This window comes from Binatus sp. (SeqCode) (assembly GCF_049584895.1).
In the GTDB taxonomy this organism is placed as follows: Bacteria; Desulfobacterota; Binatia; order Binatales; family Binataceae; genus Binatus.
Genome location: NZ_JBAUYR010000001.1, coordinates 51048 through 69975, shown reverse-complemented (window position 1 = coordinate 69975; position 18928 = coordinate 51048). Strand labels below are relative to the sequence as shown.

The 18928-nt window shown below is 57.3% G+C and carries 21 protein-coding genes and 1 tRNA gene; 5 read left to right on the top strand and 17 right to left on the bottom strand.

Annotation, left to right across the window (positions count from 1 at the left end; all coding sequences use genetic code 11):
- Window positions 1-137: 137 nt before the first annotated feature.
- The 6 genes from WB650_RS00355 to WB650_RS00330 form a co-directional block, all read right to left on the bottom strand.
- Window positions 138-1388, bottom strand: coding sequence for an aromatic ring-hydroxylating oxygenase subunit alpha (locus WB650_RS00355; protein ID WP_423958993.1), 1251 nt, complete (start codon window positions 1386-1388; stop codon window positions 138-140).
- 74 nt (window positions 1389-1462) lie between these two features.
- On the bottom strand, window positions 1463-1954 hold the full coding sequence (locus WB650_RS00350) for a (2Fe-2S)-binding protein (protein WP_422301784.1): 492 nt from the start codon (window positions 1952-1954) through the stop codon (window positions 1463-1465).
- Window positions 1947-2831, bottom strand: coding sequence for an FAD binding domain-containing protein (locus WB650_RS00345; RefSeq protein ID WP_422301782.1), 885 nt, complete (start codon window positions 2829-2831; stop codon window positions 1947-1949). Before WB650_RS00345 ends, WB650_RS00350 begins: the two co-directional genes overlap by 8 nt.
- An 18-nt stretch (window positions 2832-2849) precedes the next feature.
- Window positions 2850-3596, bottom strand: a complete 747-nt coding sequence (locus WB650_RS00340) for a glutathione S-transferase family protein (protein ID WP_422301780.1) — start codon at window positions 3594-3596, stop codon at window positions 2850-2852.
- On the bottom strand, window positions 3593-4012 hold the full coding sequence (locus WB650_RS00335; RefSeq protein WP_422301778.1) for a nuclear transport factor 2 family protein: 420 nt from the start codon (window positions 4010-4012) through the stop codon (window positions 3593-3595). The genes WB650_RS00340 and WB650_RS00335 overlap by 4 nt, the downstream gene beginning before the upstream one ends.
- A gap of 7 nt (window positions 4013-4019) precedes the next feature.
- Window positions 4020-4424 carry a hypothetical protein gene (locus WB650_RS00330; RefSeq protein WP_422301776.1) on the bottom strand — a complete coding sequence of 135 codons (405 nt, stop codon included), beginning with the start codon at window positions 4422-4424 and terminating at the stop codon, window positions 4020-4022.
- A 104-nt stretch (window positions 4425-4528) separates the two neighbouring features.
- Between WB650_RS00330 and WB650_RS00325 the strand changes: the two genes are divergently transcribed.
- From WB650_RS00325 to WB650_RS00315, 3 genes are all read left to right on the top strand, one after another.
- Window positions 4529-5497: a LysR substrate-binding domain-containing protein gene (locus WB650_RS00325; protein WP_422301775.1), complete on the top strand. Its 969-nt coding sequence runs from the start codon at window positions 4529-4531 to the stop codon at window positions 5495-5497.
- Window positions 5498-5598: 101 nt separating this feature from the next.
- Window positions 5599-6435, top strand: a complete 837-nt coding sequence (locus tag WB650_RS00320) for a dioxygenase (RefSeq protein WP_422301774.1) — start codon at window positions 5599-5601, stop codon at window positions 6433-6435.
- Window positions 6436-6765: 330 nt separating this feature from the next.
- The gene (locus tag WB650_RS00315; RefSeq protein WP_422301772.1) at window positions 6766-8175 is read left to right on the top strand and encodes an amidase; all 1410 of its coding nucleotides are present in this window, start codon (window positions 6766-6768) and stop codon (window positions 8173-8175) included.
- Window positions 8176-8269: 94 nt separating this feature from the next.
- On the opposite strand, the gene WB650_RS00310 is transcribed toward WB650_RS00315, so the two are convergent.
- Window positions 8270-8360: transfer RNA gene (locus tag WB650_RS00310), tRNA-Ser, on the bottom strand.
- A gap of 127 nt (window positions 8361-8487) precedes the next feature.
- On the opposite strand from WB650_RS00310, the gene WB650_RS00305 reads away from it, so the two are divergent.
- Both WB650_RS00305 and WB650_RS00300 read left to right on the top strand, forming a co-directional pair.
- Window positions 8488-9411 (top strand): hypothetical protein, encoded by a 924-nt coding sequence (locus tag WB650_RS00305; RefSeq protein WP_422307654.1) that lies wholly within the window; start codon window positions 8488-8490, stop codon window positions 9409-9411.
- Between the two features lie 227 nt (window positions 9412-9638).
- Entirely contained in the window at window positions 9639-9947 is a 309-nt protein-coding gene (locus WB650_RS00300; RefSeq protein WP_422307652.1) for a hypothetical protein, read from the top strand.
- 229 nt (window positions 9948-10176) lie between these two features.
- On the opposite strand, the gene WB650_RS00295 is transcribed toward WB650_RS00300, so the two are convergent.
- The 10 genes from WB650_RS00295 to WB650_RS00250 all read right to left on the bottom strand — a co-directional run bounded on the left by WB650_RS00295 (window position 10177) and on the right by WB650_RS00250 (window position 18887).
- Window positions 10177-11394: a cytochrome P450 gene (locus WB650_RS00295; RefSeq protein ID WP_423958989.1), complete on the bottom strand. Its 1218-nt coding sequence runs from the start codon at window positions 11392-11394 to the stop codon at window positions 10177-10179.
- A 15-nt stretch (window positions 11395-11409) separates the two neighbouring features.
- Window positions 11410-11724: a hypothetical protein gene (locus tag WB650_RS00290; RefSeq protein ID WP_422307648.1), complete on the bottom strand. Its 315-nt coding sequence runs from the start codon at window positions 11722-11724 to the stop codon at window positions 11410-11412.
- 66 nt (window positions 11725-11790) lie between these two features.
- Entirely contained in the window at window positions 11791-12264 is a 474-nt protein-coding gene (locus WB650_RS00285) for an aromatic-ring-hydroxylating dioxygenase subunit beta (protein ID WP_422295337.1), read from the bottom strand.
- Between the two features lie 12 nt (window positions 12265-12276).
- A complete protein-coding gene (locus tag WB650_RS00280; RefSeq protein ID WP_422307646.1) occupies window positions 12277-13596 on the bottom strand; it encodes an aromatic ring-hydroxylating oxygenase subunit alpha in 1320 nt (439 codons plus the stop codon).
- A gap of 500 nt (window positions 13597-14096) precedes the next feature.
- Window positions 14097-14450, bottom strand: coding sequence for a glycine zipper domain-containing protein (locus WB650_RS00275; protein ID WP_422307644.1), 354 nt, complete (start codon window positions 14448-14450; stop codon window positions 14097-14099).
- A gap of 9 nt (window positions 14451-14459) precedes the next feature.
- Window positions 14460-15077 carry a hypothetical protein gene (locus WB650_RS00270; protein WP_423958986.1) on the bottom strand — a complete coding sequence of 206 codons (618 nt, stop codon included), beginning with the start codon at window positions 15075-15077 and terminating at the stop codon, window positions 14460-14462.
- A 4-nt stretch (window positions 15078-15081) separates the two neighbouring features.
- Window positions 15082-16251 carry a VLRF1 family aeRF1-type release factor gene (locus tag WB650_RS00265; protein ID WP_423958984.1) on the bottom strand — a complete coding sequence of 390 codons (1170 nt, stop codon included), beginning with the start codon at window positions 16249-16251 and terminating at the stop codon, window positions 15082-15084.
- A gap of 22 nt (window positions 16252-16273) precedes the next feature.
- Window positions 16274-16852 carry an HdeD family acid-resistance protein gene (locus WB650_RS00260; RefSeq protein WP_423958982.1) on the bottom strand — a complete coding sequence of 193 codons (579 nt, stop codon included), beginning with the start codon at window positions 16850-16852 and terminating at the stop codon, window positions 16274-16276.
- Window positions 16852-17502 carry a BON domain-containing protein gene (locus WB650_RS00255; RefSeq protein ID WP_423958981.1) on the bottom strand — a complete coding sequence of 217 codons (651 nt, stop codon included), beginning with the start codon at window positions 17500-17502 and terminating at the stop codon, window positions 16852-16854. The genes WB650_RS00260 and WB650_RS00255 overlap by 1 nt, the downstream gene beginning before the upstream one ends.
- Before the next feature lie 185 nt (window positions 17503-17687).
- Complete coding sequence (locus WB650_RS00250; RefSeq protein ID WP_422301712.1) at window positions 17688-18887, bottom strand: sigma-54 interaction domain-containing protein; 1200 nt, start codon at window positions 18885-18887, stop codon at window positions 17688-17690.
- Window positions 18888-18928 lie beyond the last annotated feature (41 nt).

The following is an 18928-nucleotide window of genomic DNA, read 5'->3' as shown; positions in this document are numbered from 1 at the left end:
GCGGGAGTCTTCAACTGGTCGTATCGGCGCACCGATTGTTTTGGAGGTTCGCTCATCATCGCGCGTTGTCACAAATCACCTCGCGTGGCCGCCAGGAAAGGATGTGGTCGCATGTATTTGTGACCTCCTTTTGAAGGCTAGTCGGACAGCTCATCGACCATATGCAATAAGTGTCGTTCAAAGGCCCCCACACCGATCTCCGCCTCGCCAACTATCTGTTCTGTAAGGGCGCCTGAGGTGAAACTGTCCTGCACTCCCTCGACCGTTGTCATGTCTTCGGTGACCGTGTTGCGCATTTCCAGCAGCCCATGTAATCGCGCCAAATACTCGCCAAACTTTACAGGTGGTCGAGTGAAGTACTCATCGTAGTCCCACAACGTCTGACCGACGCCGCGAGGCCACGACCGCATGATCATCAGATGCCCCTTCTGGACCAGGATCACTGTGTTCGGAAAGATTCCGTATAGGTCAAAGGTCCAACGATCGCCATTGAATACGTTTACCGCTCCCGGATACCTCGAAGCGACGCCACCTTTATAGTCGTCCGTGTCGGTGTTGTAGTAGAGTGCCGTCGAGTACGTTCCTGCAGCCTTGGCGAGCTCCGTTAGGAAGACTCCCGAATCTTGCGCCTTGGGTCTATGCACCTCGAGCTTGAAAGGTACTCCGACACTGCCGGGATAAGTCCAGGTGGGCGTATCTTCTTTCGTGAATTTGGCGATAATCGAGCGTGCGTGCAGAAAGCGCGCATGATAACCCTCTGCTTGTGAGTCAACTTGCAGCTTCCAGTTGCACTTGAACAGTCCCTTCCGTCCCCACTCCCACGCCCACGGTTCTTTTTCGAGATACGCGCCAAGTGCGTTGGGCAGCGGCGATAAATATTCGCGGAGTGTCCAGCGCGGGGCCGGGTCCAGGTTCACAAATACCCATCCACCCCAGATGTCGACGCTTATTGGCTTAAGGCCTCGCTGAGATCTGTCAAAATCGCAAAATGTTTCATCGAAGGTGACGCCTGCCAGCCTACCGTCCAGGTTGTACGTCCACCCATGAAAGGTACATCGTAGAACTCCTGCGCTGCCTCGCTCGTAGTATGCCAAACGGCCACCACGATGCTGACATACATTGTAGAATGCCCGTACCTTGTTATCCTTCCCTCGAATGACCAGGATTGAGGTTCTATCAAGGAAAGGTAAATTGAAAACGAAATAATCACCAGGGTTAGGGATCTCGCTGGCTCGGCCCGCCCACAACCAGCACTTCCGCCAAATTGTCTTCAGTTCCCTTTGATAGAAGTCTTCACTTATATATTGGTCGACGCCTATTCGGTCGAGCTTGCGACGCTGCATTTCGCGCTTATTGCCGTAGCTAGCCGGCATTGACTCTTTAGTCATTTGACTCATAACTATCTAAACCCTCTCTCCGGAACATCCGCCTGAAGTAGAGAGCTGGCGAACTCCTTGCTCGTCTACCACTCGCCCGAAGACCGCATCCGCCTGGCGGCGTCCTGGACCGCTTCAACGATTCCTTGGTACCCCGTGCAGCGGCACAATACCGCCGCAAGCCCGGCGCGGATCTCTTCTTCGCGGGGTGATTGGTTCGTGCGCAACAGGTCCAATGTCGCCATCAGCATGCCGGGGGTACAGAATCCGCACTGAAGAGCGTGGTGATCCCAGAAAGCCTCTTGCAACGGATGTAACTTACCCTCGGGCGACGCCAACCCTTCTACTGTCATGATTTCGCCTTCGTTGGCCTGTACCGCAAGCATCAGACAGGATCGCACCGCTTCACCGTTGAAAAGAACGGTGCAGGCGCCGCAAACCCCGTGCTCGCAGCCGATATGCGTACCGGTCAAGCTCAAATCTTCTCGTAAGAAATCCACCAGTAAGCGGCGTGGCTCGGCCCACCCCTCTCGTGTCACGCCGTTTACCTTGATTCGAATCTTTCTCGGCTCAGGCATTGGCTTTCTCCGTTCGATGCGCCATAGCGGTCGCTCGGGTTAACGCGCGGCCGACCAGGACGCGCGTCAACCGGCGGCGGTAAGCGGCCGAAGCGTGAAAGTCGCCGTCTGGATCGACCAACTCCGCGGCGCGGACCGCCGCCTCGCTCAAGATGCGCTCGCCAAGGCCTTCCTTTTCCAGAATTTCCTCGACGGCACGCAGTCGGGTTGGCCTCGAGCATCCACCGACCGCCAGGCGCGCGCTCGCGCAGCCTCCATGCTCGTCGACGCTCACCTGTGCGGCCACACTGACTATAGCGACGTGGTTTTCTCGCAACCCCAACTCCTCGAACGCCCAGCCGCTCCCGGCTCCAGTCACCGGCAGCCGCACCTCCGTGAGGATCTCCTCGGGCCTCATCGCAGTACTCAGAGGTCCGCGAAAAAAGTCACGCGGTTTGAGAACACGCTCGCTCGACCCTGTGCGCACCACCATTTCGCCATCAAGCGCCGCGACCAGCGTTGGAAATTCGGCGCTTGGATCGGCATGCGCGAGGCTCCCGCCAATCGTGCCGCGCGTTCGGGTCGGCAAATGTCCGATCAAGCGGGTCGCCTCCACCATCAGCGGAATCTTCTGCGCGACCAGGTTCGAAAACTGAATCTGCCGCTGGCGGGTCATCGCACCAAAGCAAATGTGCCCGTCCTGTTGCCGAATGTAAGAGAGTTGCGGAATCCGGTTAAGGTCGATGATGATCGCCGGCGTGCTCAGACGGAAATTGAGCTGTGGCACAAGGCTCTGGCCGCCGGCGAGCAGTCGCGCCTCGGTGCCATAGCGGCCGAGCAAATCGATTGCCTCCTCGATCGTCGTTGGATCGTAGTACTCAAAGGGAGGCGGTTTCATTCGTTACCTCGAAACTCATCACAGTAAATTCTTCGCGGTAGCGACTTCGATATGATTCATGAATGAGGACGTTCGCTGAAAGCTCTTCCGTTGCCCCAATCGCCGAATCCAGCGAGAAAGTTTTGGAAAGGGCTTCACCGACATTCCACACAGGAATGCGATTGGCACGACGACGCCCAGTGCAATGTCGGCGATGCAGAAGGTCTCGCCGAAATATTCTCTCTCGCCCAAACCCTGTTCCAGCACGTGCAGATCCCAGTTCCACATTCTCGCCGCCTGCTCCCACGCTGGCTTGTCCTTGTTTCCTCCGATCAACAGATAGGAAGCACCACCCGCGGCCAGCACCATTGCCTCAAGATCTGGCGAAGCCAGTGCCTCCGGATCCTGCGTCGTAGCGAGCGCACAGATAGTTATAAGGTCCGGCGTGAGCGTCGAACTCTCCCAGATCATCCATTTTCTTATCGTCGCACGTTGCTTGAGATCGCCCGGAAGCAACGATCGCGCGCTTTCGCGAGACTCGACAAGGTATTCGAGAATCGCCGCGCACTCCCAGAGAACGAAGCCGTTGTCGTCGATCGCCGGCACTCTTCCGTTGGGATTGATCTCGCGATACCAGCTGTCCTTCGGTCGCACCACTTTGCGTCGATCGAGATCGATAGTCTCAAATGGTTCGCCGATTTCCTGAAGCGCAATCGAAACCTTGGTGGCCTGACGTGCACCGCCCAAATGATCATTATCGGGTAAGACCGTATAAAATTTGATCATCGCGCGTCCCTTTCGCGATCGGTCGACGAGATTTCCGACTTGAACTGGTGATAACACTTGTTAACTATCTGCCACCGTTGGCCGGTCCATAGCAAAGACAAAAACTCGACGTACGCGAAGCTCCGGTAAACTTCCCGGACTTTGGCGACGGCAACCGTGCCGAATACATCGACATGCAGAATTTTACTGTCCAGCGCCGCGCCCAGGCTCCGAGGACTGGGGGTTGCTTCAACAAACGCGAACCAGCGGTCGCGTGTGACGCACTTAAGCTCTCCTTCGTCCCAACCGACCAGCATGGCGGTCGGGGAAAAGACGTTCGCCAGCCGCTGCGTGTCCCCCGCATAGATAGCCGAGAAGTAGTCGTTCACTGTCGCGCGAGCGGCAGCCTCGGTGGCCGGGGTGTTTTCCAGTTCCATAATTGACCTACCTGATCCGCTCGGCCATAAGCGTCCGGGTCTGGCTCGGCTCCATATCGTAAAAGTTTCTTTTCGTTTCGAAGTGCCGCGGGTCGAGCGAATCCGGCAAATGCGGCAGGCCAAACTTCGGCGCCCACTTTACGACCGGACTGTCAATTTCGGCGAGGAACAGCACAAGATTCGCTACCGGCTGCCACGCTTCGGGGATTTCCTGGTAATTGTATTGATCGAGGACTTCCAGAATCTTGTGCAGTTCTTCGCTCAAGATCCGATGGCATCGCTCAAGATCGGCCGCCGGCTCCGTGCACCGCAGTGCCTGTCGCTCTTCAACCGTCGCTTTACCGTATCGCTCGGGATACGAACCGAGTTTTCGTTTGAGCTCTTCGAGATAACCCAATTGCGGGTTAGCCACTATGTTCACCTACTTCAGCAAGATGCGGCGATGATATGAAGAATAGGTAATCGACGCTGCAAAGTTGCAGCAAGGCCCCATTTCTGCAAAATACTGTTGCATAAATGACAACAATAAAGCTCAAACAACTTGAACTGTTCGTGCGGCTGGTCGAGGCAGGAAGTTTCACCCGCGCCGCGCGCGGCCTCGGCATGACCAAATCCACCGCGAGCCGGGAGCTTAAACAGCTCGAGGCCGAAGTTGGAGTCCGCCTCCTGCACCGAACGACCCGCAGCCTTAAAGTCACTGATTCAGGCCGCATTTACTACGACCGGATTAGAGTTGCGTTGGGATGGCTCGAACATGCGGGCAACGAGGTCAGCAATCGAGGCCATGAACCGCGCGGCCCGGTACGAGTAACCGCGCCGCCTCACCTGGCAATGCATTTGATTACGGCCCTGGCGAAATTCATGCGCGAACATCCGATGATTCGCGTCGAGCTTTCATTTTCGTCCAACGTTGTCGATATGGTTCAGGAAGGCTACGATATCGCGGTCAGGGTAGGACGTATGCGCGATTCGTCATTGATCGCACGGCGCGTCGGCGACGAGACTCTGGGCCTGTTTGCCAGCGACGATTATGTCAGGCGGCGCGGGCGGCCGAGGACTCCGGCCGAGCTTGAAAAGCACGACCTGGTGCTATTCCGCAGCCCTAGTGGCGGCCACGTATGGCGCGACACTCTAATTGTAAGTAGTGGTTCTCGCGAGCAGCGCATAAAAATCAAGGGGCGGCTTGAATTGGACGAGATTCTGTTTGTCCGCAATGCCGTTATAGCAGGGATAGGAGTCGGAATAATTCCTTTGTTCTTGAGTCATTTCGCCGGCCTGGTACGCGTGATGCCCGGATATGTCATATCGGCTACGCCGGTGTATGTAGTCTCGATCAGCCGGCAATTCACCCCGGAGCGCGTTGCGCTACTAAGGGAATTTCTGATTCGCCAACTGAGCGCCGTTCACTGGCGAGACTTAAGGCTAAGGCGCCGGGGAGAAAACCTCCCGCTGAGAAAACGAGATGGCAAGGTTGCGTTCGAATAAGATCATGCGGCATAGCCGGCTATCGCGGGATGAACCCGACATGGCACCGAGCGCTTGTACCTGCTAATAAGCCGAATGATGACCGTTTCAGGAGGCGGCCGATGAAAGCTGCAAAGACTGTTACCACTGAAGATCCCAGGCTTAGTGAAGTGTTCGACAAATTGCTCGGTACTCTCAGGAATTTCATTCGCGAGAATCGAATCACTCACGAAGAGTATCGTCGTGCAGTAGCGTTCCTGGCCGAGGTAGGTCAAAAGGGCGAGGTCTCTCTGATATGCGACGTGTTTGTTGAAGTGACCGTGGACGAGGTCGCTAACAACGGCCGCGGGGGCACGATCACTACAATCGAGGGACCATTTTACGTGCCCAACGCTCCCGCAATGAAATCCCCCTGCGAGCTTCCTCATAGGCCGGACGAAAAAGGGCCAGTACTGTTCCTTTCGGGAGTGGTGCGTTCGCCAAATGGTGACCCACTTCCGGGAACTATTCTCGATCTATGGCAATCAGATCAGCAAGGACGCTACTCGCATTTCGATATTCCTGAAGCAGTGGCGCCTTACAACCTACGTGCGCGAGTGGCAGTCGATCATAACGGGAAATTTGATGTGAAGACACGGCTGCCGGGGCCCTATGAGATTCCGAAAGCAGGACCTACCGGCGCCCTGCTAGCTGCGATGGGTCGTCATGCCTGGAGGCCGGCCCATCTCCATATGAAGATCGGACGTCAAGGCTATCGAAATCTGACGACACAAGTCTTCATGAACAACGACCCGTGGCTCGAATCCGATGTGGTCGAGGGTGCTGTCAAAAGCGCCCTTATTGTCGATCCCGTGAAGCACGATGACCCAGATGACCTCCGTCAGAAAAATTTGACTGAGCCTTACTACACGCTGACTTACGATTTCTTCCTGGAGCCGGTTATCGCGAAAGCCGCTTGACCAGCCAGGTATTCGGTACCGCGGATTGTGAGATTGGCAAGGCTCATGACGCATCGGGACAGACTCGTGGGACTGAGTAAGAGGCCGTAACGTCCTTTGTTTAAGTACAAGGAGCCAATTCCGATATGACTATAGATCGTGCGAGGCTCGCCGCCATTGTCAAAGCTGGTATCGAGAATTCATGCGTATCTTTGGATCCGACTGAGCTTACTCAATTGGAATCGCAAACCGCGACATTACTCGAAGGGTTAGATCGGCTCGACCAACTGGATTTGACGCCGGACCAGGTCGAACCTGCGCTAATCATGGTTGTCGCAAAGCCGAATGACAGTGAGTGACCAGGACTTTGTCTCAGCAACGATCAGCGACCTCAGCCCGCTGATCCAGGAACGAAAGCTCTCGCCAGTCGAGATTACTCGCTGGCATCTTGAGCGCATCTCTAAGCTCAACGGCTCGCTGAATGCTTTTCTGACCGTGCTGGCCGATGACGCCATTAGCCAGGCCCGGACTGCTGAAAACGAAATCGCCCGCGGACATTACCGAGGCCCGCTTCACGGCATCCCGATTGCGCTGAAGGACATCATCGCGGTTAAGGGCGTGCGCATGACTTGTGGTTCCAGGGTACTTGGCGATCGCGTGTCGACGCGCGATGCGACGGTCGTGGCTAGGTTGAGGGAAGCGGGCGCGGTATTGCTCGGCACCTTGCACCTCCACGAGTTTGCGTGGGGCGCGACCTCAATTAATCCGCACTTCGGCAATGCCCGGAATCCATGGAATCCGGATCGCATCCCCGGTGGCTCGAGTGGCGGTTCGGCCGTGGCGGTCGCCGCTTCGATGGCGATGGCAACCCTTGGCACCGATACCGGCGGCTCGGTCCGGATACCGTCTTCGCTTTGCGGTACGACCGGACTCAAGCCGACCTACGGCCGCATCAGCCGCGATGGCGTCTTTCCGCTGTGCAACTCTCTGGATCATATCGGAGTGCTCACGAAAAATGCTCGCGATGCAGCGCTGGTATTGCGTGCGATTGCCGGAACGGATTCTCGAGATCCGGCCAGTGCTCATCGGCAGGTTCCGGATTACTCACAAGGATTGGAAGATAGCATACGAGGAATTCGTGTCGGTTGCTTGCGCGGTTTCTTCGCAGAAGACCTCAGCGACGACGTAAAAAGCGCCGTCGAGACGGCGGTCGGACACTTGCTCGACCTGGGTGCGCAGGTGGAGGAACTTTCGTTGCCTCTGATGAACCACGTGCCGGGCACTTCCCTGGCCATCATGACAGCAGAGTCTTATGCGGTGCATGAGCACTTCCTTCGCGAGCGCGCCTATGAATATGGCGCCGACGTAAGGCTCCGGCTGCTCATGGGCGCAATGGTGTCGGCTTCGCAATACCTGAAGGCCCAGCGTTTCCGCCGGCTATTGTGTGAGCAAACCGCCCAGGCAATGAACCGGTTCGACGTGCTGGTAGCGCCGACCACTCCGATTGCGGCGACTCCAATCGGCCAGGAAGTTATTACGCTCGGCAACAGACAGATAGCGGTCGGTACAAGCTTATCGCGACTGACGAGACCCGCTAACATGATGGGATTACCTGCCATTTCCGTGAGGTGTGGATTTTCGACCGAAGGGCTGCCGCTAGGTTTTCAGATCATAGGAAGGCCTTTCGAAGAAGCGACCATTCTACGAGTAGCTCATGCTTACCAGACAACTACTGAGTGGCATCGGCGCCGACCCTTATAAAGCACTCGCATCAGCAGGCGATCTTGCGAACAAGACGATGGATCGCGACATTTTCCACGAATTCCGTGGAGAAACGCTGGAGGTGAAAACTGAATGGCGGAGAGGGGGGATTCGAACTCCCGAGACCCTTTCGAGTCTACACGCGTTCCAGGCGTGCGCCTTAAACCGGGCTCGGCCACCTCTCCCCGCGAAACGCGATGACGCATAACACCGCCGCGTCAGTGCCGCGATCGCCTGCCAGCGATCGCGCTCTCGAACGATCCGCCGCAGCCGTCATCCCCTGCGCCGTGACTCGACGGACTGGAACCCAACTTGGCATTTTTTGAAGCCGTGAGATGCGCAAGACGTACCAGTGTTATGGAAGTACGACGATCATTGAAGATAGGTCGTGGCCTGCTTGCCGCTAACTTTGAAAGACTGTGGATTTTAGCTCTTGCTACGATCGCTTGTGCCTGTGCGACTCAGGTTCCGCGGCCCGAGTCGATGCAGCCGCGATCGTCCGATCGCTGGATCTATGTTTCGGAGCAGGATCTGCCGGGGCAGTGTTATCACGAGCTGGGCACCCTGAAATTCGACGAGTCGTTCACCGATTCGGTCATCGATCCGGATGGGACGCAGATGGCGAAGCGGCTGCAGTCCATGGCGCTCGGCAAATATCCCAACGACGTGGACGCTGTGATCGACGTGAAATCGCAGCAGAACGCCATCGGCTCTGAGGTGACGATAACCGGTAAGGCGGTCGAGCTAGTGGACCATGAGACCGTCGGGTGCGCGGTACGTCAGATACCGGCCGTGGTGAACAAGACTGCGGCGATAGCAACAGGAGCGGCCATCGGCGGTATGGTTGGATCATTCAGCAACGGGCAGCCTTCGACAGCAATGAGCGGCGCCGCAATTGGCGCGAGCATCGCAGGTACAGCGCAAGCGCCCGACACCGCCGATCAGCAAGCCCAAATCATTCGGCGGCTTCAGGAACAGCGCGAAGAGATCGCACACTTACAGGCTGAACGCTCTCAGTTGCGACAATGCCTCGAGCAGGAAGTACCGGCTGCAAGCTGTGAGACTCAAAAGACACCAGTGGAAGAATGGCAAGCTGCTCCTGCTAGCGGAGCCGGCAACAACTGGTCGGCCTCTTCCTTTGAGCTGCAGCGGCAAATCCAGGAGCAGCAGACCTATATCAACCAGCTACGGCAACAGATCAGCGACATCCGCCAGCAAATGAATACAAGTCGCTGACCAGTGCATCGGTCGTCGAACGCTGTGCTATCGCGGACGGTGTGAATCCAGGGTGCGGGCACTGATACTGCACGCAATTGCCGAACGTGCGGCTGCGGCTACTAGAAATTCCAAATACGCCCAAAACTAGGGGCCTTTTGCGGCATTCGGAGTCTCTAGTAGCTACAGCTGTATTTTGAAATACTGTCAGTCGTTTGAAGGAACACTAACCTCGGCGCGGAAAGAAGATGCTGACGAAAAAAGTTTTGCTTGCAGCGGCCTCGGCGATGCTTGTGACGACTGTCACATTCGCGACCAGTGCACCCCCCGCATTCGCTGACGATTGGGTCGATTGCGACGCGGTGATGAACGAGGTCAATAGCGGCAAGCATGCCAAGGATATCGCTACGGATCTGAATATCTCGACTTCGAGCGTCAATAGCTGCAAGCGGCAGGCGGAAGCCGCGGCCAAGGCCTCGGCCAAGTCGTCGAAGCAGGCCCAGTCCGGCAACGAGCCGCCGATGGCAGCGCCCAAGAGCGCTGGTTCTCCTATGTAGGAATTTGCTCGTTAGCGGCGCGCGAATCGACGGCGGCTTTAGTTGAGATTGAAGAGATTGCCGCGATTACACGAAATGGGCTTTCCGGCTTCAAGTTTTTTGATAACTCGCCTCGCTCGCCTTGCCTGAATATTGCATAAGAGGGTAAGCTATTTTTCGTCTTCGCTTCCCAGATTATTCCGCCACTTCTCAAGTAGTGAGAAGGCACCGGGGGCGTTACGGTCCCGCGTCAGCACCTCCATTCCATTTCCAGCGAGGCGAGCCCGCGGAATTGAAATGAATCGACAAATTCCAATTGCTCAGTTACCCTGCGAGCGCTGGCCAATACTGGAACGAGCTGCTGGAGCGACGTTGTCGCTTCCATTCTGGCGAGCGCGGCGCCGAGACAGAAATGGATGCCGAAGCCGAAGGCGATGTGTGGCACTTGGTTCTTGCGGTCAATATTGAAAACCGCTGCATCGCTTCCGAATGCGGTCTCGTCGCGATTCGCCGAACCCAGCAGCACCGTCACGATAGCGTCCTTGGGAATTGCGATGCCGGCAATCTCTACCGGCTCAGTCGCGCGCCTAAACAGATAGTGCACTGGAGGATCCCCGCGAAGCGTCTCCTCGATTGTCGCGGGTATTAGATCCGGGGCGGCATGCACGCGCGCCAGAACTTCAGGATGGGTGAGCAACGCATAGGCGGCATTGCCAATCAGGTTTGCTGTCGTCTCGGTTCCTGCGAACAATAGCAGGTTCGCGAAGATGATCGCCTCGTCTGGCGTCAGAACTTCGCCTTCGCTGGCGCGGACCAGGACGCTTATCAGATCGTGTCCGTCTTCAGCCGTGCGGCGTGCGATGGTGCCGCGCAAATACTCTGACATCTCGGCGCTCGCCGCGGCCGCACCGCTCCCGACAAAGCCGAGATGGCGCTTCGAACCGTTCATTCCCACGGTAATGACGGTGGCCCACCGCTTGAAATCCGGGTAGCGCTCGGGTTCGACTCCCAGCACCTGCGCGATCACGATGACAGGCACCGGAATTGCGAGCTGCGCGATCACATCGAAGCGGCGCGCGGCGCGGATCGAATCGATGGATTCGCTCACTGCTCTTTCGACCGCCGGCTTCCAGGCCGAGATCTGCCTTGGGGTGAAACCGCGATTGAGAATGTTGCGCAGTCCCGTGTGCACCGGTGGATCGCTGGTCACCAGACTTGGCCGCGGGGAACCCGCAGGCATGGATGCGCCTGGCTGAGGGCGGGTCGAGCCCGTCAGGACCGTCGCCATCGCATCTGAAGAGAAACGCCGGGTGTCCTTGAGGATGCCGGCCACGTCGTCGTACCGCGAGACCACCCAGGTCTTCGACCGCTCTGCCCAATAGACCGGCGCGGAGCGGCGCAGCTCTTCGTATACTGAATAGGGATCTCTGCGAAACTCAGGAGAAAAAGGGTCGTAATCCAAGTTCATCGCCATCACTCCTTGTCAACGTTGCAGCTGGCGCTTCAGGCCCCATCTGTCGCTGATCGCCCGAACCTCACTCACCATCCGGTCCTGGACCCGCGCAACTCCAGCTACATAGAGAGTCGCGTCGCGGCCGACATGCTCCGCCGTGAGGCCGTCGATTCCGCTGTCGTATTTGCCATGCTGTGTGATGTGAAACGGAGCCCGATCGCCGGCCGAGAAGAGATCATTGATCGCCGTCTTGATCGACGTGAGCCGAGGCTGCGGAGTCGCATTCGGCACCCACGAATCGTCGATTACCGCTTTGGCGGCATTGCGAAAGTTGCCGCGTTGCAACCACGATCGGACGATCTCTTCGGCAGGTGGGTTGGATAGATATTCGGCTAATAGGCACACCAGCTTTCAGAGAAGAAAGGTCAGGTTGTCGATCACCTCATCGTTGTTAACCAGCAGCACTTTCTTGTGAGAAATTCTGAAGCTGTCGCCCTCGGACCGGAGCCGATGAATCGTGCGTCCGGCAAAGACGTCCTGTTTTGAGCGCCTGAGCTCGACCAGCAGGAAGTTCGAACTCACGATCAGATCGCCGTTGTCTGCTTTCTCGATTTCAATATTCGAAATGAGACGGCGCATTCGCGATTTTGGGTCCTGCGCGTATGCCACCCCGCTCTTCAGGCGATCGATGCGGACCTGCAGCCGCGCGCGGTCGTCATAGATCGCCGAGATTTCGCGCGCGGGATCGCTATCGTCGCGATTGCATGGGACCCAGTAGAGCGCGTCCTCCGTCCACAACGAAAGCCATTCATCGTAGACGTTCTCGTCCATCAGGCGCGCTTCACGATAGAGAAAACTCTCGACTTTCGATCGTTCCTCCGACACGTCCGCCTTCCTTCAGTCGGCTGCTGCAACTTTGCGGAGGTCCACCCGATGATGCGAAAGTTCAGACTCGCCCGTCATCACCTTTTTCCAATGGGACCATATACCGCGCTGTGGAACTTCATCGGTCATCTGTCCGACGATGCTGCCGTCGGCGTCGCGGCGTTCACGATGTAATCCGCGCGAGAACAGAAGCCACGGATCGACTTCCGCACGCAGCCCATCCTGCACCCGCGCGAACATCTCGATATCATCAGGAGCAACTCCGCCCGCAGGACCGTAGAATCCGTCATGACCGCGCAGACGCGCGATGTTCATCTCCGGTGCAACGCCCTTTAGAAGCGTCGGATACAGGTAGACCTCTGTGTATTCGGTGCTTACGGGCTGGACCACGCGAATCTGCACGCCAATAAGAATCAAGTTCGGGAACACCAACAGATGAGTGCCACCCGCATTGATAATCTCCTCAGCGCGCGCGGCTCCGTAGCGCTGGACCATCGCATCCTTATATCCAGGGCCTCGGCCGGAGATTGTTGGCAGGACCCTCGGCCCGCGAGCCGCGGCCCGATTGTACTTGCGGAAATCGAGCATCACATGACCATTGCCCAGATCGCGCGTCTCGCCGATCGAATTGCCGTTAAACACATCCATCGTGCTCCTGGTCCGCTTCCGAATGATCTCGAAAGTCGACTGATGTACCAGGTTCGGATGATAGCCGTCGATCGCGTTCTCGATCTGCAGCTTCCAGTTGCCCGTATAGCTGTATTTGTTCACGCCCGCGCGCACGTCGAGCTCGCCTTCGGGCGACAGATCGACAAACAAGTCGATCTGATCCTTGGCCGCACCAAGATGTTCATCGAGCGAGATTCCGTCCGCCGCGAGACTGCCGAACACAAAGCCGCGATAGGTTCCCATTCGTGGAACGTTGGTAAGGCCCAGCTCTTCTTTGCGCAACGTTCCACCATAGCCGTCCTGATAGGTGACGGCGCTGAGCTCGCCGTTGTTCCGATAAGTCCAGCCGTGATACGCGCATCGGAAAAACTTCGCGTTGCCCTGTGCGATCTGACATACAGTAGCGGCCCGATGGCGGCATCTGTTTAGCAATAGGCGCACCTCGCCACCATCATCGCGCACCATGATCACGGGTGCGCGTCCGATCTTCTTCAGCCTGTAGTCACCTGCCGCCGGAATCTCGCCGCTGTGCCCCACGTAGACCCAACCTCGATGAAAGATCCTGGCGATCTCGTCCTCGAAGATATCGGGATCGAGATAGACCCGGCCGTGGACCCTGTCCTCGCTGACCAGCGCATCGTAGTCGATGGATTGTGGCGTCATGTAGGCCTCCGTGAGCGCGATGTCGCCAGGAGATTTGCTCGAGTGATTCGCTTCACCGTCTCTACTAAATTTCTAACCAAAACGGAACGCCCTTCGACAACGATCTGCGGAGACTGTCAATTCGGCGCTCGCTTTCAATGGAATTTTGCGCGATGGTTTGAGCACCTCGCGGGGGGCGCGAGGTCAAACATGGCAGCAGAAACCTTCACGGATCTCCTCCGTAGGGCAGCCGGAACGATGCGGACGCCACAACGACAGATGGCGCATCTCCATGCCTAGGGGCACGCGCTGGTGCCTCCCTCGGTGGGGCATCGTTGTTCAGGCGAATGCGTGGCATCTCGCCTTTCTCTTGATCCCAGCGCAACAATGTCAGCGGAGTAACCGGGATACTTTACGTGTCCGAACGCCTCGATGACCGCATCATTAGGTACCTGACGTGCCACTGATGCGATTACGGCAGGCGCATTAGTCCGTCGAGAGAATCGCCGCCAAGACGCTACTCACTCAAGCTCCGCCATTTGCTTGAGCTCCTCGATCTCGCGGCGTTGCCGCTCAATTTCCCTCTGCTGCTCGCTCAGTTCCTCGTCGATTTGTTTCTGGTGATGCTCCTCGTTCTGCAGCGCGTTTCCGGCCAGGAAGCCTGTTCCTCCGCCCAGCACTCCGCCGATCGCTGCACCAGCCAAAGGATTCCCGGTGGCGGCTCCGATGATCGCGCCGGTCGCGGCACCGAGTCCGGTTCCAACGAATGTGCCTTTCTCGCGGGTTGATAAAGGTTCGCCCTCACATCCAACTACGGCCAACACCATCATCGCCGCGAGTACGACTGCTAATGCTCTTTTCACAAAAGAGTTCATTGGATCCTCCTAGCGCTGCGCCGTTGTTGTTGAGAGTTCGGGCAGCCTGATGGCCTTGTTGTTCTCGTCGACGAGCACGAGTCCGCCCTTGCCGTCGGCTCTGACGTGAATTTCGGCGCGGTCGGTGCCGCTCTGATCGAACAGCGCCAACGCAGGTGTACCATTGGGACCGGTGCCCAGGCCGGCGCGCGCCATTCCAGTTTTAGGGTCGTACAACGTCAGGCTGGCCTCGTTATTTTCCGTGACGGCCAAGCTCGCGATTTGCTTGCCGCCGGTGCTGTAGATTGCGAGGCCGTTCCTGCCGTCAATAGATGCGCCTACGAGCACGCGTGGCGATCCGCTTTGATCGTAAAAGCCTATCGCGGCGGCTCCATCCTTAGTCACGCGGAAATCCGCGCGATCGCGTTTATAACCGTCGTACATCGCCAGGTGGGTGGTCCCGTCCGACGCCACCTTCATCACCGCGCGCTGGGTTCCGTCGCGATCGAGAAGCACAAACTGTTCGGCGCTCAGCGTCCGCACATGCCCCGACGCCACCGCAGCACTCGCGCCGAGTTGGGTCATGGCGCCTCCTACTATGGCACCGATAAGTGTCAGCAGGGCATATAGCCGGGTTTCAGGTTTCATCATGTTAGTCCTCCTTGACTCTTCTCCATCGTGAAAGTCCGGCCAGTCCGCCGAACTCGTTGAGCAAACGTGATTCAGATTCGCCATGAACAAACTCGAGCCGCGCGCCGTGAGCTACCGCAAGGTCAGGCAGCACGTCACGCAAGGCTACCTCTTGGGTAGCTTGTCCCGGGCAGTACGCTTTTGCCGCGGCCTGGTCTTCAACCACCAGTCCTCGAGCGCAACGCAACACGTCGCTTTCTACCTTCCAGGGAGCTACCAGCAGATGGAGCCTGCCCATCTGCAGATCATTAAGGACGGTAGGGATTGTCCATCTGCCAACATCGCGAATCTCGTCCAGAAGCGCCTGTTCGGTCGCCTGCATCTTCTCCTCGATGATAGGCGCGACCTTCTGTAACACTTCACCCGCCGATGGAGCCGGCTTGGGAAGCGATGGCGCGTATCCTATAACCCGTTGGCGAAGCGCCTTCGGAAGGTAGCTCTCAAAGAAGCGAGTGTCTTCGTTCGGGCCCATGAAGATCAGCTCATCGATATGCCAGGCAGCGACCAATTTCTCGAGAACACTTGCATTGTGCTTGTAGAAGCGTTGGACTGAAGCTTCTATGTGTCGTTCGAAGTGATCGCCTTCCGCACCGCCCCGTAAGACCAGACCTTGCTCGAAGCGCATCGCCGGCCTTTTCTCGTCCTTGCGTGAGTGGTCCCGCGGTATATCGAGGAACGCGTCGGCGACTTCGTGGATTTCGCCGAGATGCAACGTGTAGAAGTGCCACTTCGCCTTGTCGAGCAATACGACTCCCTGCCGCGAATATTCATCGATGGCATACACCAGCGGGAAGACGTAGGGCTTGCCCCATCGAACCTCGATTCGACTGTGAGCTAGGTCGACCACCGGCAGATCCACCTGGAGCGCGTAGATCTTCATGAGATCATTATTGTCTGCGAAGACGACATACGTGCGTGCCGCAGGAATTATCAAATCAAGTTCCTTGATAACCTTTGGCGCGAGCTCTCGTGGGAGGTCGAGACCTTTCAACGAATCCTTGACCCGCACCAACCATCCGCGCTTTTGGTTAGTCGGTTCCGCGGGGTTAGCATCGAAGTAGAGAGACAGCACCGGCGCGGTGTGTGGAGCGATAGATTCCTTGATGAACTGAATATCGTTTTTGCTCAACACGTTCTGGATCCCCTCCCGATCTTCAATCTCCAATGACTCCCAGCTCCAGGTCCATCAGCAGCTCGTGCAGACTGATACCTGAACCCATCAATAGGACTCCAAAGAAAATCGCATAGGTTGCAATCAGCCATCGCAATACGAATGCTTCGGCGGCCGGAAAGCCCATCAGGAACACCAGCAGCACCGCAAACGCGATCGCGGCGATGCCAGTCGTCAACAGCCATAGCTCACTCTCCGCTTCCCGGCGGAGCAGAATAGCCGTGGCAGTCTCGAACACGCCTACAGCGAGACTCCAGGCGGCGACGCAGATAGGCAGGCCTAGCCCTATGAGTGCAGGCGCGTAGATTGTCACGATAGCGCCGATAAGGACTCCTATGATCCCTTCAAGGAGCATCAGCCAGGGATCGTTTACGTGACGCCATTCGCCGATCGCGCAGCCAAACAGAAATAACCCATCGGCCAGGGCATATGCTCCGAAAGCAATAGTCAGAGCCCCGACGGTTAATCGAGGCCACCCAGCGGCGACCATGCCGAACGCAATGGCCAGAATGCCGCGGACTACATATGTCCACCAGTAGTGAGTGAGCCTTGTAAGTATCATCAGGTCACAACGATCAGATGGTTTTCGACTTCCGAGACTCCCGGCGCCGAGCACGCAGCCAACTCGGCTTCGTGGCGTTCAGCCCATGAATGTACAGTGCCGGTCAGGATTACCTTGCTGCCCCTGGTCTCGACAGTTATGTTTTTGGCATCGAGTTGCGCGGTTCGTTTGAGCGCCTCTTCGATCCTGGTCTTGACGTCTGCGGGCGATGCTATCGGCGGCACGACCTCGATTGCGTTCGTGACGCCCTTTACCCCTACTATGTAACGAACCTGACTCTCGGCCGCCGCTTTCTGGTAGTAGTAATCAACCGTTCCTTCCAACGTGACCCAGCCATTCGACACGATCACTTTCACGCGGTCGGCGGGTATTCTGCTATCGAGCTTGAGTGCCGCCCTCGCGGATTCTGCTATCTCAGCGTCGGTTCGTTGATTGTCCAGCTTGACCCGGATGTCGTTGGCCAAGGCTGTTACACCAGCGACATTTTTCGCCACGCGCTCCGCGGTCCATTTTTCTGCGTAGCTAGATACGTGCCCCGTGAGAGTGACGACGCCGTTTTTAACCGTGACCGCTATTTCGCGGGCGTCGATGCTGGGATCCCAGTCAAGCGCCCGCTCGACGTCGCGCTTCAGTTCAGTGTCAGTCTTCACAAGCGAGGCCCTCTTACATCCACAGGGCCCTGCGTATTTCATGCCATAGTCCGACACCCGCTCACCGTTGTTGCAAAACGATTTAGAAAGCAGGCGGAAAATGACGTCTGTGGCCTGCGCGCCACACTACTGTAGTCGGCGGTCCACATCCGCGGGACCGCCGACTTTGGCTCACGAAAGGCGCACTACTGGCGAAATCGCTCCGGTTCCATGCGATGCTTTCGAAGCAGGCGGTAGAACGTCTTCCGATCTACTCGCGCAGCTTCCGCAGCTCTGGAGACGTTGCCCGCGTGGCGATCGAGCGTGCTTTTCAAGTAAGACGCTTCGAACAGATTCAGGTATTGAGTCTTGGCGGCGCTGAACGCTAATTCGCATGACTCGATGCCGGCGGCAGTCTCCGCGAACACGCCTGATGCGTCATCTGGCGTCGATAAGAGTTCGCTGGGAACTTCGCGCATCGTTATGGTCGGACCATCAACCATCACGCACATCCGTCTGACCACGTTCTGGAGTTCGCGCACATTTCCGGGCCAGGAATATGACTCGAAAGCGCGAAGCACCTCGGGATCGAAAGTCTTCGTTGCGCCTGAGTCTGGCTCGCAGTAGATCTTCAGAAACCAACTGGCCAGCAGTTGCACGTCGCCTTGACGCTCGCGCAGCGGTGGTATGCGAATCGGAATGACGTTCAGCCGAAACAAGAGATCTTCGCGGAACTCCCCTTCTTTCACGCTCTTGTGCAAATCGCGGTTGGTTGCCGCGACGATCCGTGCATCGAACTTGATCACCTTGGTGCCACCGAGCCGCCGATGCTCCTTCTCCTGCAGTGCGCGCAGCAGCTTTACCTGGAACGAAAGAGGCAGCTCTCCAACTTCGTCGAGGAACAGCGTCCCGCCATCGGCCATCTCCATCAGGCCGGGCTTCGCCGCAATCGCTCCGGTGTACGCTCCCTTCTCATAGCCAAAGAGTTCGGCTTCGAGCAGGTTTTCAAGCAACGCGGCACAATCGACCGCGACGAAGGGTTGGTCCGCGCGGCGACTGCTCATATGGATCGCTTTCGCTGCGAGTTCCTTGCCGGTGCCGGATTCTCCATGCAGCAGAATACTGGCCTCGGAGCGCGCAGCCTTTTGCACCAACGCAGAAGCGGTGTTTAGCGCCGAGCTCTTTCCCACCATACCCTGCCAGGCAGGAGGAGGCTGTTCTGCGACCTTGTGTGCGAACGATTCCGGGAAAGGCTTTACCTTGCCGACGGCGTTATCCGCCTGCCCGCTGAGGAGTTGGCCCGCGACGTCGACGGGATCGAAGTTTGTGGCCGAGGACGCGAGCAATTCTTCTCCAGCTTCTGCCGTCGTCCGGTCTTTTTGCACGTTAAGTTCTTGTGGTGCCATGATAATTCACCTCGAGGTGAGGAACGTTCAGAGAACCTATT

Coding starts and splice junctions, on each gene's coding strand:
- WB650_RS00355 (WP_423958993.1), bottom strand. CDS start 1,388: ATGACTAAAGAGTCAATGCCGGCTAGCTACGGCAATAAGCGCGAAATG.
- WB650_RS00350 (WP_422301784.1), bottom strand. CDS start 1,954: ATGCCTGAGCCGAGAAAGATTCGAATCAAGGTAAACGGCGTGACACGA.
- WB650_RS00345 (WP_422301782.1), bottom strand. CDS start 2,831: ATGAAACCGCCTCCCTTTGAGTACTACGATCCAACGACGATCGAGGAG.
- WB650_RS00340 (WP_422301780.1), bottom strand. CDS start 3,596: ATGATCAAATTTTATACGGTCTTACCCGATAATGATCATTTGGGCGGT.
- WB650_RS00335 (WP_422301778.1), bottom strand. CDS start 4,012: ATGGAACTGGAAAACACCCCGGCCACCGAGGCTGCCGCTCGCGCGACA.
- WB650_RS00325 (WP_422301775.1), top strand. CDS start 4,529: ATGACAACAATAAAGCTCAAACAACTTGAACTGTTCGTGCGGCTGGTC.
- WB650_RS00320 (WP_422301774.1), top strand. CDS start 5,599: ATGAAAGCTGCAAAGACTGTTACCACTGAAGATCCCAGGCTTAGTGAA.
- WB650_RS00300 (WP_422307652.1), top strand. CDS start 9,639: ATGCTGACGAAAAAAGTTTTGCTTGCAGCGGCCTCGGCGATGCTTGTG.
- WB650_RS00295 (WP_423958989.1), bottom strand. CDS start 11,394: ATGAACTTGGATTACGACCCTTTTTCTCCTGAGTTTCGCAGAGATCCC.
- WB650_RS00280 (WP_422307646.1), bottom strand. CDS start 13,596: ATGACGCCACAATCCATCGACTACGATGCGCTGGTCAGCGAGGACAGG.
- WB650_RS00275 (WP_422307644.1), bottom strand. CDS start 14,450: ATGAACTCTTTTGTGAAAAGAGCATTAGCAGTCGTACTCGCGGCGATG.
- WB650_RS00270 (WP_423958986.1), bottom strand. CDS start 15,077: ATGAAACCTGAAACCCGGCTATATGCCCTGCTGACACTTATCGGTGCC.
- WB650_RS00260 (WP_423958982.1), bottom strand. CDS start 16,852: ATGATACTTACAAGGCTCACTCACTACTGGTGGACATATGTAGTCCGC.
- WB650_RS00250 (WP_422301712.1), bottom strand. CDS start 18,887: ATGGCACCACAAGAACTTAACGTGCAAAAAGACCGGACGACGGCAGAA.